15 protein-coding genes are annotated in these 14997 nt (G+C 50.2%); all 15 read left to right on the forward strand.

The genetic code is table 11. The features are described from left to right. The first annotated feature begins 24 nt into the window (after window positions 1-24). The 15 genes from rpsA to K1X80_RS10375 all read left to right on the forward strand — a co-directional run bounded on the left by rpsA (window position 25) and on the right by K1X80_RS10375 (window position 14794). Window positions 25-1719 (forward strand): 30S ribosomal protein S1, encoded by a 1695-nt coding sequence (gene rpsA, locus K1X80_RS10305; RefSeq protein WP_029298694.1) that lies wholly within the window; start codon window positions 25-27, stop codon window positions 1717-1719. 329 nt (window positions 1720-2048) lie between these two features. Continuing rightward, window positions 2049-2345, forward strand: a complete 297-nt coding sequence (gene ihfB / locus K1X80_RS10310) for an integration host factor subunit beta (protein WP_032888918.1) — start codon at window positions 2049-2051, stop codon at window positions 2343-2345. A gap of 25 nt (window positions 2346-2370) precedes the next feature. Continuing rightward, window positions 2371-2604, forward strand: coding sequence for a lipopolysaccharide assembly protein LapA domain-containing protein (locus K1X80_RS10315; RefSeq protein WP_120732339.1), 234 nt, complete (start codon window positions 2371-2373; stop codon window positions 2602-2604). A 680-nt stretch (window positions 2605-3284) separates the two neighbouring features. Further along, on the forward strand, window positions 3285-3455 hold the full coding sequence (locus tag K1X80_RS28525; protein ID WP_198792383.1) for a hypothetical protein: 171 nt from the start codon (window positions 3285-3287) through the stop codon (window positions 3453-3455). A gap of 507 nt (window positions 3456-3962) precedes the next feature. After that, window positions 3963-4856, forward strand: a complete 894-nt coding sequence (rfbA, locus tag K1X80_RS10325; RefSeq protein WP_120732343.1) for a glucose-1-phosphate thymidylyltransferase RfbA — start codon at window positions 3963-3965, stop codon at window positions 4854-4856. Continuing rightward, the gene (rfbC, locus tag K1X80_RS10330) at window positions 4853-5419 is read left to right on the forward strand and encodes a dTDP-4-dehydrorhamnose 3,5-epimerase (protein ID WP_169989361.1); all 567 of its coding nucleotides are present in this window, start codon (window positions 4853-4855) and stop codon (window positions 5417-5419) included. The genes rfbA and rfbC overlap by 4 nt, the downstream gene beginning before the upstream one ends. Further along, window positions 5416-5820, forward strand: coding sequence for an FdtA/QdtA family cupin domain-containing protein (locus K1X80_RS10335; protein WP_169989360.1), 405 nt, complete (start codon window positions 5416-5418; stop codon window positions 5818-5820). The genes rfbC and K1X80_RS10335 overlap by 4 nt, the downstream gene beginning before the upstream one ends. Before the next feature lie 104 nt (window positions 5821-5924). Then, window positions 5925-7052 carry a DegT/DnrJ/EryC1/StrS aminotransferase family protein gene (locus tag K1X80_RS10340; protein WP_169989359.1) on the forward strand — a complete coding sequence of 376 codons (1128 nt, stop codon included), beginning with the start codon at window positions 5925-5927 and terminating at the stop codon, window positions 7050-7052. Next, entirely contained in the window at window positions 7049-8326 is a 1278-nt protein-coding gene (locus K1X80_RS10345; protein WP_220172875.1) for an O-antigen translocase, read from the forward strand. The genes K1X80_RS10340 and K1X80_RS10345 overlap by 4 nt, the downstream gene beginning before the upstream one ends. After that, window positions 8323-9750: a group 1 glycosyl transferase gene (locus K1X80_RS10350; RefSeq protein WP_169989357.1), complete on the forward strand. Its 1428-nt coding sequence runs from the start codon at window positions 8323-8325 to the stop codon at window positions 9748-9750. The genes K1X80_RS10345 and K1X80_RS10350 overlap by 4 nt, the downstream gene beginning before the upstream one ends. A gap of 84 nt (window positions 9751-9834) precedes the next feature. Beyond that, window positions 9835-10938: a hypothetical protein gene (locus tag K1X80_RS10355; RefSeq protein WP_169989356.1), complete on the forward strand. Its 1104-nt coding sequence runs from the start codon at window positions 9835-9837 to the stop codon at window positions 10936-10938. A gap of 1 nt (window position 10939) precedes the next feature. Next, the gene (locus tag K1X80_RS10360) at window positions 10940-11845 is read left to right on the forward strand and encodes a glycosyltransferase family 2 protein (protein WP_169989355.1); all 906 of its coding nucleotides are present in this window, start codon (window positions 10940-10942) and stop codon (window positions 11843-11845) included. Window positions 11846-11910: 65 nt separating this feature from the next. Continuing rightward, entirely contained in the window at window positions 11911-12822 is a 912-nt protein-coding gene (locus K1X80_RS10365; protein ID WP_220172876.1) for a glycosyltransferase, read from the forward strand. Next, window positions 12819-13787, forward strand: a complete 969-nt coding sequence (locus tag K1X80_RS10370; protein WP_169989353.1) for an SDR family oxidoreductase — start codon at window positions 12819-12821, stop codon at window positions 13785-13787. Before K1X80_RS10365 ends, K1X80_RS10370 begins: the two co-directional genes overlap by 4 nt. Further along, window positions 13784-14794, forward strand: a complete 1011-nt coding sequence (locus K1X80_RS10375) for a glycosyltransferase family 4 protein (RefSeq protein WP_169989352.1) — start codon at window positions 13784-13786, stop codon at window positions 14792-14794. Before K1X80_RS10370 ends, K1X80_RS10375 begins: the two co-directional genes overlap by 4 nt. Window positions 14795-14997 lie beyond the last annotated feature (203 nt).

The following is a 14997-nucleotide window of genomic DNA, read 5'->3' on the forward strand; positions in this document are numbered from 1 at the left end:
TCGCCCTTATCAACAGGAATTAAAATGAGCGAAAGCTTTGCGGAACTCTTTGAAGAAAGCCTAAAAACCCTGAATCTTCAGGCTGGCTCCATCATCACCGGTGTTATCGTTGATATCGATTACCAAGCTCGCTGGGTAACCGTTCACGCTGGTCTGAAGTCTGAAGCACTCATCCCGCTTGAGCAGTTCTACAACGACGCTGGCGACCTTACTATCAATGTCGGTGACGAAGTTCACGTTGCTCTGGACTCGGTTGAAGACGGCTTCGGTGAAACCAAGCTCTCCCGTGAAAAAGCCAAGCGCGCTGAATGCTGGATTGTTCTGGAAGCAGCCTTCGCAGCTGAAGAAGTGGTCAAGGGCGTTATCAACGGTAAGGTTAAAGGCGGCTTCACAGTCGACGTTAACGGCATCCGTGCGTTCCTGCCAGGTTCTTTGGTCGACGTTCGTCCAGTGCGCGACACCACGCACCTGGAAGGCAAAGAGCTCGAATTCAAGGTCATCAAGCTCGACCAGAAGCGCAACAACGTTGTCGTTTCCCGTCGCAGCGTCCTGGAAGCAGAGAACTCCGCCGAGCGTGAAGCTCTGCTGGAATCCCTGCAGGAAGGCCAACAAGTCAAAGGTATCGTCAAGAACCTCACCGATTACGGCGCATTCGTCGATCTGGGTGGCGTCGATGGCCTGCTGCACATTACCGACATGGCTTGGAAGCGCATCAAGCATCCTTCCGAAATCGTCAACGTTGGCGACGAGATCGATGTCAAGGTTCTGAAATACGATCGCGAGCGCAACCGTGTTTCCCTGGGCCTGAAGCAACTGGGTGAAGATCCATGGGTTGCTATCAAAGCCCGTTACCCAGAAAGCACTCGCGTCACCGCGCGTGTTACCAACCTGACCGACTACGGCTGCTTCGCAGAGCTGGAAGAAGGCGTGGAAGGCCTGGTACACGTTTCCGAAATGGACTGGACCAACAAGAACATCCACCCTTCGAAAGTCGTACAAGTCGGCGACGAAGTGGAAGTTATGGTTCTGGACATCGACGAAGAGCGTCGTCGTATCTCCCTGGGCATCAAGCAGTGCAAATCTAACCCATGGGAAGATTTCTCTGGCCAGTTCAACAAGGGCGATAAAATCTCCGGCACCATCAAGTCGATCACCGATTTCGGTATCTTCATTGGTCTGGACGGCGGCATCGACGGCCTGGTTCACCTGTCCGACATCTCCTGGAACGAAGTTGGCGAAGAAGCTGTTCGTCGTTTCAAGAAGGGCGACGAGCTGGACACCGTTATCCTGTCGGTTGACCCAGAGCGCGAGCGCATCTCCCTGGGTATCAAGCAACTGGAAAGCGATCCGTTCTCCGAGTACGTTCAAGAGAACGACAAGGGTGCAATCGTTAAAGGCATCGTGAAGGAAGTTGACGCTAAAGGCGCCATCATCACTTTGGGTGACGATATCGAAGCGACTCTGAAAGCCTCCGAAATCAGCCGTGATCGCGTTGAAGACGCGCGTAACGTTCTGAAAGAAGGCCAGGAAGTAGAAGCCAAGATCATCAGCGTTGACCGCAAGAGCCGCGTAATCCAACTCTCCATCAAGTCGAAAGACGAGATCGAAGAGAAAGAAGCAATCCAGAGCCTGCGCGACAAGCCAGCTACCTCTGACATTGCTTCGGGTCCGACCACTCTGGGCGACCTGTTGCGTGCACAAATGGAAAAACAGAACTAAGTTCTGTCAGACCATAGAAAAAGGGCGACTTCGGTCGCCCTTTTTTGTGTCTGGAATTTGGGTTTTGCCCTTGGGTGCGATTGGTCTGCGCAATGGGGGCGGCCTGAGGCTGCGTACGGGTTGAGGGTTTCTGATTCCGGCACTGACAGCGGTTTGTCAGTAAGACGTCTGCTGTGGCTTCCTGGGGGCTATCTGCTGTTATCGCGGATTCTGTGAGGGTTGCCATAGTTTGCGCAAGATAAGTCAAGCCACAGGCTGTTCAAATTCATCTGGTCATGCTAAAACCTTCGGAGCGCTTTTCCTAGCTGCTTGAAAAAGAAGGGAAAAATATGACGAAGTCGGAGTTGATCGAACGAATTGTCACCCATCAAGGGCTGCTCTCATCCAAGGATGTGGAGTTGGCCATCAAGACCATGCTTGAACAAATGTCCCAGTGCCTGGCCACGGGTGACCGAATAGAGATCCGCGGCTTTGGCAGCTTTTCGCTGCACTACCGCGCACCACGCGTGGGCCGCAACCCAAAAACCGGCCAGTCGGTCAGCCTTGACGGCAAATTCGTGCCCCATTTCAAGCCGGGCAAGGAATTGCGTGATCGAGTGAACGAAGATGAAGAAGACGGCGTCTGAGCTTTTTTGGGGATAGGAGAAGTTTATGCGCGGTGTTAAGCGCGTCGCCCTGGTACTGATAGTGCTGATCGTCGCCTTGGCGATCCTGGCATTCGTACTGGAAAACCAGCAAGACGTCGCCCTGGCGTTCTTGGGGTGGTCTACGCCGGAGCTGCCGGTGTCGGTGTTTGTGACGTTGGCGTTGATTGTTGGGATGTTGGTGGGGCCGGTCCTCGGCTTGCTGATTCGACCCAGAAAACGTCAGACCCCAGCGTTGTAGGGTTGATCTCGTGGTGGAGACCGTCTGTCGCCTGTAGCGCGCTGGTGCTACGGGCTGCGATGCGTTGAGCGCTGCTGTGCCGTCGGGAAGTAATGGCTTTAGGGCTCCCTATAATCATTTATCGTGCAATTGAGTCGCGAAATAGGAATTGCCTGCAGGCATGTCTAGTTTTGCAATCTACGACGAGATTGCGGTCATTTTGTGTGGCATCTGCCTGGCAGCGAAGCTGGGCTATTTGGTCGCCCCTCATAAATATAAAAAACCACAAGGTCGTCTGCATAACGAGCCCGCAGTTTCTCTTTGAGGGTAGGGTTTTGTTGTGCGTAGGAGCTTCCGCGCGCCCCCGATTTTTTGGTCCGGAGAGATTGACCTTGTTGCACGTTCTCAGGCTATCTGGAAGCGGAAAGAGTGAGTCATGGTCTTGCTGCGCCTCCTCAATACGAAGTCAGTAGTATGTTGCGCCCGGCTGCAATTAACGGACTGAATGTTTTGAATCGCTCCGAGATTTATACGCTTCCTTCTGGTGACGCTCTCGTCAGAGTGGGGGCTTCATTGAAATCCTCCGATACTCACTTGGGGTTTTCCGCTCAAACCAGAAGCTGTTCGAGGCCTTTGAGCAGCCTGGCCGGACCTTGAGGCAGAGTTTCGAGGAGTTTAATCGTGACCCTATTGAGCTCATTTTGCCCGATCCCAAGAAGGTCGACTTCCTCAGTGCTTATATCAAGCTTGTGATGATTTATTCGAGAGGCGTTGATGGCGTCGCCATTCTGAATGGTTTCACCTATTACGCGATTGCCACGGAGCGTTCCGATCGTCGTGAAAACGCGGACCTGTTCCAGACGGGGGTGTAGCCGGCTCGTGCGAAGGAGCCCGGCTCGCCAACCCAGGTGGGTAGCGATGCAGGTTTGAACAAGCCGGCGATCCGCAATGTCTTCCCCAGGCAATGCAGGATTTTATTTTATAAGGAAACTAGCCTGCAACTTGTTGTCTATAGCCCAGCGGGATAAGCAGTTTTCGCCCTCACATCTCGGCTGGTGTCCAGGGTCAGCCGTTGCTGCTGGCATCTGATTCATAAAAAAACGGCAGCCACCGGCAGTGGATGGATCATAATTACGCGATTCGATCAGCCTGGCTCATTCGGTCATTCTTGGCGCAGGGGGTTGTCTGCGGCGTGCAGGAAGCAGTTGCAGGTGAGAGTTCTCCCCCCGAAGAGATTAAATTTTTATATTGGTGACTTCGAATTGCCGGCCACAGACATTGAAATTGCAGCTCAATACCGAGAAGCTACGCTCTATTTTTCACCTGCTCAAACATGTGTGGCTTGGTGTAATGCAGATATTTAAGGAAGTCTTACAAATATGACGGACATCAAGCGTAAAGGCATCATCCTCGCTGGCGGCTCCGGGACGCGTTTGCACCCGCTGACACTGGGTGTATCCAAGCAAATGTTGCCTATTTTCGACAAGCCGATGATTTTCTATCCGCTGTCCGTGTTGATGCTGGCTGGCATGCGCGAAATTTTGATCATCTCTACCCCGGAAGATCTGCCTTGCTTTAAAAAGCTCCTGGGAGACGGTAGCCAGTACGGCATCCAGCTCAGCTATGCCGAGCAACCCAGCCCTGACGGATTGGCCCAGGCCTTCCTGATTGGCGAGGAGTTTATTGGTGAGGATCCTTGCTGCCTGATCCTTGGCGACAATATTTTCTACGGCCAGCACTTTTCCGATAACTTGCGATCTGCCATGTCCCAGGCGTCTGGTGCGACAGTCTTTGGCTATCATGTATCAGATCCTGAGCGTTTTGGTGTTGTTGAGTTTGACGCCAACGGCCGGGCGCTGAGTATCGAAGAAAAACCTGCCAAGCCGAAGTCCAACTATGCAGTAACAGGCTTGTACTTCTACGACAACCGAGTCGTGGAAATTGCTAAAAGCATCAAGCCATCTCCCCGTGGCGAGCTTGAAATCACTGACGTCAACCGCGCCTATCTGGATGACAAGTCATTAACCGTGGAAATGCTGGGCCGTGGTTTTGCCTGGCTGGACACGGGTACTCATGAGTCGCTCCTGGAGGCGAGTCATTTCGTTCATACCATTGAGCACCGCCAGGGGTTGAAAGTCGCCTGCCTTGAAGAAATTGCATTCCATAAAGGCTGGATCACCCCAGAGCAACTGGGTGCTCAGGCGGAAAAACTGAAAAAGACAGGCTATGGCCAGTACTTGCAGAAACTTCTGGAAGAGGCCTCAAAGGCATGAAACTGATTCAGACTGCTATTCCTGACGTTGTAATCATTGAGCCAAAAGTTTTTGGCGATGATCGCGGCTGGTTTATGGAAAGCTTTAACGAAGAGCGGTTTCATACAGCACTTAAAGAGCTTGAGTTGCCTATTCCGCGAGCATTTGTCCAGGACAATCATTCCTGCTCGGCAAAGGGCGTTCTAAGGGGGCTGCACTTCCAGCGCGCACCGCATGCCCAAGGCAAGCTGGTGCGTGTGGTACGCGGTGCCGCTTTTGATGTGGCAGTGGATATTCGGCCTGGGTCCAGCACTTACCTGCAATGGGTCGGCGTGGAGCTAAACACCCAAAACAACTTGATGCTATGGATTCCTGAGGGTTTCGCCCACGGTTTTGTTGCTTTGGAAGATGGCACGCATTTTTTGTATAAAACGACAGATTATTACGATAAAGACTCTGAAGGGGCGCTGCACTGGAGTGATGCAAGGCTTGGGATAAATTGGCCTGCTACCGGCGGCTTTAACGTTAGTGATAAAGATGACAAGGCTCCGACATCCGATAGCCTCTCGGAGAAGCAAGCATGAGTTTGATCAAGTTTCTGGATATCACCTCCAAAGGTGATGAGCGGGGCCAACTGGTTGCGCTGGAGTATGAAAATGATATTCCGTTTGAAATTAAACGTGTTTATTACCTCACTGGAACTAAACAAGGAGTTCCGCGTGGATTTCATGCCCATAAGGAACTGCTGCAGGTGGCCGTCTGTGTTTCTGGACGCTGTTTGATGAAGCTTGATGATGGGGTGAGCAAAGAGGAAGTGTGGCTGGACGCGCCTGATAAGGCCATCATTATCGATCGCATGATTTGGCACGAGATGCATGATTTCAGCCCGGATTGCGTACTGCTGGTATTGGCGAGTGATATTTATGATGAGAGTGATTATCTAAGGGAATACTCGGTATTCAAAAATTTGATTAATGATTTCTAAAATATAGATAGTGTTCCGATTTTCTGGTGAAACGGCCAGTTAATTAATGTGATGGTTACAGTCAATCCGATTTCTGGCGCGTTAAAGTAAAGAGTGTTTTATAAATGATAAAATTTCTTGATTTGAAGTCTGTAAATGATCTCTGCCGTGATGAGTTGGTGACAGCCTGTGCGCGCGTTGTTGATTCTGGCTGGTATATCGGTGGGAAAGAGCTACAGACATTCGAACAGGAGTTTGCTCAATACTGTGGTGTTGAACACTGCATTGGTGTTGCTAACGGGCTGGATGCGTTGGTATTAGTCATTCGTGCCTGGAAGGAGTTGGGTCTCCTTGCGGAGGGCGATGAGGTTCTTGTTCCCTCCAATACTTATATTGCTAGTATCCTCGCCATTTCAGAGAATGGATTGACCCCCGTATTGGTTGAGCCTGATCCGAAGACGTTCAATATATGCCCAGTGAACGCAAAGGCAGCGATTACATCAAAAACTCGGATGATTTTGCCTGTGCACCTTTACGGTCGGCTGGCTGATATGCCGAAAATCATGGAGCTTGCTCGCGCCCATGACTTACTAGTTCTTGAAGATTCGGCGCAATCCCATGGGGCAACTCTCGATGGGAAGAAGGCCGGTAGTTGGGGGCATGCATCCGGGTTTAGCTTCTATCCCGGGAAAAATCTAGGCGCGCTGGGTGACGCTGGGGCAGTCACGACTAATGACGAATTCCTGGCCAAGACAGTTCGAGCGTTGGGCAACTACGGGTCGCACGAAAAATATAAGAATATTTATCGCGGTATCAACAGCCGGCTGGATGAAATGCAGGCTGCATGCTTATCGGTGAAATTGAAATACTTGGATAAACAAACAGCACATCGTCGTGAAATCGCTGGGCTGTATGGCCAGTTGATCAGTAACCCAGCTATTACATTGCCTGTGGGGGCGGCATTCAACGCCTCGAGTAACGACAGCCATGTATGGCATGTATACACTGTGCTGTGTGCCCATAGGGATGCTCTTCAAGCCCACCTCAGCGCACAAGGTATACAAACACTCATCCATTACCCAATTCCGCCTCACTTCCAACAGGCATATGCTGATCTGAAGGAGCAAAAACTTCCTATCTCGGTACAGATACATGAGCAAATTCTCAGCTTGCCAATAGGACCGACATTGTCCTTCGAAGAGGCTCGTGTTGTTATCGATGCCTGTAATAGCTTTCGACCGGACACTGTATGAATCTTGTTAAGACCAGCTTGTTAAATGGTATTGCTGTTGCCATTAAAATGATTACCTTGTTGGGTCTTAATAAAGTCTTGGCGATTTATGTAGGGCCGGCTGGATATGCCGCGATAGGGCAATTTCAGAATGCGTTGCAGGTTATAACGATATTTACTGGTGGCGCTATTACCAATGGCGTTGTCAAGTATACAGCTGAATATCATGAAGAGCCTGAGCAGCAGATTAAACTATGGAAAACAGCAGGGTTTGTTGCAGTGGTGGGTAGTGTTGCTGTTGCATTGCTTATTGCGGTTTACAGTAAAGAGCTTGCATCGTTGTTTTTAAATAATACCGACTTGAGTGGTGTCTTTCTTTGGTTTTCCTGTGTTGTTATTTTTTTTTCGCTGAATATATTGCTGCTTGCGATATTGAACGGGCGAAAGGAAATTGTACTATATATCGTTGCTAATATCGCGGGCAGTTTTCTATCATTTGGTGTGACTTTTTATCTGGCAACCAACTTCGGTTTGTATGGCGCGTTGGTAGCGCTGGTTATTTACCAATCTATCAGTTTTATTGTGACATTGCTGCTTTGCCTGAGAACTCAATGGTTTAAGATCTCATACCTATTTGGGTGCCCGGACAAACAGATCGCGAAGAAATTATTTGCCTTCTTCTTGATGGCGGTTGTTTCTGCAGCATGCGCACCGTTAGCGCAGATGCTGGTCCGTAGTCATATCGGGACAGAATATGGCTGGGAAATGGCTGGCTATTGGGAGGCTATGTGGCGCTTGAGCGCTGCTTACCTATTACTGGTAACGACAACATTAAGTGTTTACTATCTTCCTAAGCTTTCTGAGTTGAAAACGGCGAATGAGGTAAGAGCGGAGATTATACAGGGCTATAAGCTGATTTTTCCGGTTGCTTTGTTAGCCGCTGGGACAATATATGTTCTTCGGGATTTTGTAGTGGCAGTGCTGTTCACCTCTGACTTCTACCCTGTTCGGAATTTTTTCGCCGGGCAAGTCGTGGGCGACTCCTTGAAAATATTTAGTTGGATAATGGCATATGTCATGCTCAGTCGAGCCATGGTTAAGGTTTTTATCATAACTGAAATAATATTTAGTATTTCGTTGTATTTGTTGACCATAGTATTCACGCAATGGTGGGGGGTTGAGTCGGCTACCTGGGCCTATGCGGTAAATTATGCGTTGTATAGTTTAGTTATGTATATTTTTGTCTATTTAAGGTTGGATAACTATTTTCATAATAAGCTGGAACATAAAGCTTGAAAAAGATATTTAAGGATTTTGAAGTTGCTATTCGCGAGACGGCTGACCTGAATCAGGCGCTCGCACTGGCGTGTGCCTACGGCAACCTTCTCTGGTTTGCGGATGTAGGGATTCACGATGCGCCGCTTATCGAAGCGGACCTCATTGAGCGCTGTCTTTCGATGGCGGATACAGGTTCTGTGGCGGCGCTAAATGAGTGTGGGGAGGTTTTGCATGTTGTGAGCGAGCCCTTCATGACCGGTGGGCATACGAGGTTGATGGAAAAGCTTGCCTCCATGCATGCCGAACCTGCCGATCTGTTGATCTCACGCCAAGCAGCACTAGATGCCAAGGCCCAGGTTTGTAGATTTTTTGATAAAACCAGAGTCGTTAGTGCTTCGTGTCCTGTCGATGCGCTGGCGGAGATGGTTGGTCTATTGTCGGGCTATAAAAAGGCCGTCCTGCATATCCATCCTGACGATATCCTGGTAGTCATCGCGTGTGGAGTAGCAAAACGTCTTTCCGGGCTTGAAGTGTTTTTTGTCAATCATGCCGACCACGTTTTCTCCTATGGGAGTTCGGTCGCGGACTATTACTTTGAGCTCAGCGGCCACGGCCGCCGTTTTGATTTAACGAAGTGTATTCAGGGGCGTAAGAGCTTCCTGGGTATCCCGCTGAACATGCCACGTGCGCAGATGGCTGGTGATTTCAAACCAACCACGCAGGCTGCGTTGCTTTTCATTTCTGCAGGCTCAGATATCAAGTACAAGCCCCGCAAAGGCTTTAGTATTTTCAAGTTAGTAGCACGTATTCTTGATGATTACCCCGCCTCCACATTCATGGTTATTGGCAGTGACGTTAAAAAAGCGTTCTGGTGGTGGCCATTAAAACTTCGATATGGCTCCAGGCTGAGTATCAGGGCACACCTTGATTTTCAGGAGTACAGTAAGTTGGTCACTAAGGCGGACTTTTACGTTGATAGCCACCCACTGCCAGGCGGGACTGCTTTCGCAGAGCAATTCGTCAAAGGGCAGCGGTGTGTCGGGCTAATCTCCCCGGTCCAGGGCTATTCCCCGGCGGACAAGCTCAAGCGAGCCGATATCGACGCTGTTATGGAATCTATAGCAGACTACAGATACGACAAGGAAACTTTTTTTGCTATTGAGAAGGTTAATGCGTATGACTCGGTAAAGGAGCGCTATCTGAACTGTCTGTACGACGGGCAGGTTTGCGCGAACCCACTGGATTCAAACGGTAATTGGGCAGGAGATACAGCTTTTTTTGAGGAGCCAAAAGGCTCTTTAAACGTGGATATTGCCTTGGATACCTTTTTACTACTGTCCAGATTCGAGCGGAATTTGGCGTGCCGCTTGTTCGCTGCGCTATCTATGGGGAAAAAATTTAAGCTGTTGGCGAAGATGATCTTGGCGAGGAAGTTTCGATGAATATTGTTTTCGTTGATCGAGCGTGGGTTTTCAATGACTAGTCGGATTATACGTTGGCTATTATTCTTTTATTGTCTGTCGACCGTGCTGGTGCCGATCTTTGTACTGAATAAATTGTTTTTCATACCGCTTTTTTTGATGGCGGTTTATGTTTTGTTGGCTCGGCCACTGAGAACGATTGCGCCGATTATTGTGGTTTCGATTTTTTTATATGGTTTCCTTCTAGGGCTGATCGGTGACACAGACGCTGATTTTTCCCGGCAAATGCTGTTGGGCGCTGTCTCACTCTTTCTGATCTATACCATCGCTGAGTTCAGGGTGGATATGGGTGAAATTGTCAAATCTGTAGGTGCTATCTTCGCGCTTATCATGTGTATGTTTTCTTTTGTATTGATGGTCGAGCCAGGATCATTTCTGGCGGTGGCACTGCTCGATTTTTATAATGCTAATGAACTTGGATATTACGGTCTGCGTAATTTTGGCGGGTTGGAGATGTTTATGCTTCATCATCGCTCCTCTCCGTTTATGTTGCTTCCTTTATCTTTGTTTTTTATTGATTTTTTGAAGTCTAAAAGACTTCATTCGTTATTTTTTATGATTGTGATAATGGTCGCTATTGTCTCGTCGGCCTCTAGAGGGTTGATGGTGATGGGTATGATTTCGATGTTTGTCTTGTACTTTTATAATCAAAGTTGGGCTGTGCGCCTGTTGGTGTTAAGCGTTTTGGTTCCTGCGGTTTCTTTGGTTGTGGGGTACTTGGTCGCGGAAACTAGCGTATTCAGCTCCGATGAAGCGTCTAACAGTATAAAGATTGGCCACTTTTTGTCGTTTCTGAATGTTGTGGATTGGAAAATGCTGGTGTTCGGTAATGGCCTTGGCTCATTTTTTTATACTGAAGGCTATCAAAGGTTGGTGTCGCAAACTGAAATTACCTGGATGGATTCAATCCGGTATGTTGGCCTTCCTTTATCGATCCTCTTGTTTAGTATTCTGCTTTTTCCTACTCGCAGGTATGTACCAAGTGTGCAAGGATCGTCCAGCCGCTTGATAATTTTTATGTATCTTATAATGTCTTTAAGTAATCCCGTTCTTTTCAATTCCTTCGGGTTCTTAGTGATATTGTGGTACTGGTCTGTCGTGATAAAAAATCAAGAACCTTCGGCGTTGCATGCCGAGGTCAGGAGGTAAGTTGAATACTGTTGCAGCAATAGTCGTCGGTTATAATCCCGATATTAAGATACTTGATGAGCTGCTGACTTCCCTGGCAGCTCAGGTTGAGTTTCTGGTGTTGGTCGATAACGGCGGGAGCGAATCATTTCTGGCGCAGGAGCCTGAAGTGCGTGCGCGGGTCAACTATGTCTCGCTCAATGGCAACCAGGGGTTGGGCACCGCGCTCAATACCGGCTTTGCCATGGCGATTGAAGCGGGTATGCAATACGTCGTGACGTTCGACCAGGACAGTCATGCTGAACCCGATCTGATTGCGCGGTTGTATCAGGCGATGATGAGCGCCAAGGCAAAGGATGCCAGTTGTATTGCTGTTAGCCCGGCGTTTTTTGACCGTCGTGATGGAAAGAAAATCAATTTCCCTTTTTACAGTTCAATCAACGGCGCAATCAAGCCGGTTTTCAGCTCTGATGATGAGCACGGCTTGGTAAAAGCGGATGCGCTCATTACCTCGGGGATGTTCATCAGCACTCGGGCGTGGATCGAAGGTATTCGCTATGACGAAGGTATGTTCGTCGACTTTACGGATACGGAGTGGTGCTTTCGGGTCCGTGATCAGGGCTATACGTTGTATGGTTGCCTGAATGTGGAAATGGGCCATGCATTGTCTGATGCTCCTCCCGTCAAGATTTTTGGCTTGAGTTTTTTTAGATACTCCCCCGTGCGCCGTTATTTTTTCTTTCGTAATACCGTCGCTGTTTGCCGTATGCGCCATACGCCGACCTGTTGGAAAAAACGTCTGCTGTCTGCATTGGTACTGCGTTTTTTCGTTAATCTGCTGATTGACGACAATAAGCTCAAATCGCTGAGAATGATGATTCGCGGCGTAAGCCATGGCTGGCAGAAAAAGTTGGGCGGGGTGCGTTGAATGCTATTTTCAGGACGTAATTTTTCAAGGATTGTTTTTGGATCAAGTACTAAGGGTGGATTCTGATGCAGCCACGTATTCTGGTTCTGCTCGCTGCCTACAACGGTATGCGTTGGATGGCCGAACAAGTTGACTCGATCTTGGGGCAAGTGGGCGTATCCGTCTCGATTCTGATCAGTGTGGACAGCTCCAACGACGGTACCGAAGAATGGGTCGATCAACTGTGCCAGAGAGACTCAAGGGTCAAATCCCTGGCCCACGGTGAAAAATTTGGTGGTGCGGCACGAAACTTTTTCCGCCTGGTCAATGAAGCACCCACTGAAGACTTTGATTATTTTTCATTCGCCGACCAGGACGATATCTGGCTGCCAGATAAACTTGTCAGCGCCACGCAGCACATGAACGATACAGGGGCTGACGGCTACTCCGGCAATGTAACGGCATTCTGGCCTGATGGTCGTGAGTCGACCATTGTCAAATCGCAGCCTCAGGTTGCGTACGATCATTTGTTCGAGGCAGCCGGCCCTGGGTGCACTTACGTCTTTTCCCAGCGTCTATTTGTTGAGCTTCAACAGCATATCAACAGTCGTTTTGTACAAGTACAGGGGGTGACGCTGCATGATTGGTATTGTTATGCCTATAGCCGTTCACACGGATTCAAGTGGGTGATCGATAGCCGGCCTTATATGCGCTATCGCCAGCACGGTGGTAACCAGGTCGGGGTGAATAGCGGCTCAAAGGCGTTCAAGAAACGCCTTTCCCAAGTGTTAGATGGTTGGTGGCTGAATCAAGCAGCACTGATCGCCGGCATGGTCGGTATGGCTAACGAACCTTTTGTCCGGCGCTGGATCGGGCTGGGGCGCCTGGACCTGCTGCGCTTGGCGACCAGTGCCGCGAAGTGCCGCAGACGCCCACGGGATAAGTTGGTATTCGCTGGTTTGTGTCTGGTGTTGGCGGTTTTGAGGCAAAAGAAATGAAAACCCAGTTATTGGTCACCGGCAGCAGCGGTTTTGTCGGCCGTCATCTGATTCAACAATTGCAGGGGAGCGCTGATTATCAGGTGCGTGCCCTTGTCCGTCGTCTGCCGGATGCTTCTGCTTCTGATGTCGAGTACGTCGTGCTTGCCGATTTCTCGGCTGTGTCACCAGAGCACCCAGCTTTGCAGGGCGTAGATGTTGTTGTTCATCTCGCTTCACGCGTTCACGTCATGAACGACACCGAAACGGATCCTCTTGCGGCGTTTCGGCGGGTCAATGTCGGGCATACCCTTGCGTTGGCCCGTAGCGCAGCGTCCGCAGGAGCCAGGCGCTTTGTGTTCGTCAGTTCGGTGAAAGTCAACGGCGAGCAAACCGCCCCGGGCCGACCTTTTCGCGAAACAGACCCGTCGGCGCCCGTTGATCCTTATGGTGTTTCCAAGATGGAGGCGGAGGAGGCGTTGAAAGCTCTTGCGCTTGAGACCGGGCTTGAAGTGGTGATAATCCGACCGGTACTTGTGTATGGACCGGGAGTCAAAGCCAACTTTGAAAGCATGATGAAATGGCTCGTGAAGCGCGTTCCTCTGCCATTTGGTGCCATACGCAACCAAAGAAGCCTCGTTGCGCTGGACAATCTCGTGAGCCTGATCTTGACCTGTACGACTCACCCGGCTGCGTCCAATGAGACCTTCTTGGCGAGCGACGGGGATGACGTGTCGACTAGTGAGCTGCTACGTAAACTTGCAAAAGCCCTGGGCGCCCCAGCCAGGTTGATACCGGTTCCACAGTGGGTACTTGTCTGGGGGGCGACTTTGTTAGGCAAAGAAGCGCTGTCCCAACGTCTTTGCGGCTCGCTGCAAGTCGATGTCACCAAGGCGCGCCAGGTGTTGGGTTGGCAGCCGCCACTTACACTCGAGCAAGGTCTTGCTGTTACTGCGCAACACTATGTCAGCGAGCGAACTGAATGAAGTACTGGTACATCTTTCCCATTGTCGCCTTGGTTTCCCTGGCGCTGACGGCGCTCTTGCGTCAATACGCGTTGCGTCGCAGCATCATTGATATTCCCAATGCTCGCAGTTCGCACACGGTCCCCACCCCTCGCGGTGGGGGAGTGGCGATTGTACTGACGTTTGCCTTTGCACTCGTGTGGCTGGCGGGTGCCCAGTTGATAACGGTTGCTGAGAGTGCTGCTCTGCTAGGTGCAGGGTTGTTGATCGCAATCATCGGCTTTATGGACGATCATGGTCATATCGCCGCTCGTTGGCGCTTGTTGGGGCATTTTGCCGCCGCGATCTGGATGTTGTCCTGGATGCAGGGACTACCGGCAATTTCAGCTTTTGGCGTTACGTTCGATCTTGGTTGGGTAGGCCATGTCCTGGCCGTGTTTTACCTGGTCTGGATGCTGAATCTCTACAACTTCATGGACGGTATTGACGGTCTTGCCAGTCTGCAGGCTATCTGTGCCTGTCTCGCGCTGACGCTGATTTACTTTTTGAGCGGGCAGCCGTCGATGATGTGGGCACCCTTGTTGTTGAGTGCTTCTGTGGCTGGCTTCCTGTATTGGAATTTCCCGCCGGCCCGTATTTTCATGGGCGACGCAGGTAGTGGGTTTCTGGGGATCATTCTGGGAGGTCTTTCTGTTCAGGCCGCCTGGGCCGGCAGTGAGTTTTTCTTCGCTTGGCTGATCATGCTGGGTGTCTTTATCGTGGATGCGACCTTTACTCTCATCCGACGGCTTGCCCGGGGCGATAAAGTCTATGAGGCCCATCGCAGCCATGCCTACCAATTTGCCAGCCGCCAATATGGCCGCCATCTGCCCGTCACACTTGCGGTTGCCGTTATCAATGTAGTTTGGCTGTTGCCGTTGGCATTGGCGGTGGCGCTTTTTGGGCTGGACGCAGGGGTGGGGACAGTTATTGCGTATCTTCCCCTAGTATTCCTGGCTGTCAAATATAGTGCAGGGCAGAGAGAGTAGCGCCGCTGGCCAAAGCGTCAATTTTCCTTGCTGCTAGGTGGGCTTGGATTCGGCACTGATATATGTAAATTACCGGCAGTTTTTTTTCTGCGGGCTTTACATTCTTAGTATCAAGGAGCTAAACCGTGGCAACATGCTTTTTACGCCTGATCAGAATAACTGTCGGAAGTCTCCAGCCGGGCGTTTTTTCAATTGTATGCAGT

The organism is Pseudomonas sp. So3.2b (assembly GCF_019464415.1).
Classification (GTDB): domain Bacteria; phylum Pseudomonadota; class Gammaproteobacteria; order Pseudomonadales; family Pseudomonadaceae; genus Aquipseudomonas; species Aquipseudomonas shahriarae.